Raw genomic sequence first — 255 nt, forward strand, 5'->3', positions numbered from 1 at the left:
CGTTCGGTGCCGTCAGGCCGTTGGAAGCACCGTCCTGGTTCACCGCCGAACCACGAACCACGGCCAGGACCGGGTGACCGTTGCGCCGCGCGTCCGACAGCCGCTCCACCAGCAGCATGCCCACACCCTCGGACCAGCCGGTGCCGTCCGCGGAGGCACTGAACGACTTGCACCGGCCGTCGAACGACAGACCCCGCTGACGACTGAACACGGCGAACGACGTCGGCGTGGCCATCACCGACACACCACCCGCAA

At 69.0% G+C, this 255-nt stretch carries 1 protein-coding gene; it reads right to left on the reverse strand.

Annotated features, from left to right (window positions below):
• A partial coding sequence (locus LPA41_RS41570) for a beta-ketoacyl synthase N-terminal-like domain-containing protein (RefSeq protein WP_304523835.1) occupies nucleotides 1–255 on the reverse strand: 255 nt, incomplete at both ends.

It is taken from the genome of Actinoplanes sp. DH11, from assembly GCF_020873875.1.
Lineage (GTDB): Bacteria > Actinomycetota > Actinomycetes > Mycobacteriales > Micromonosporaceae > Actinoplanes.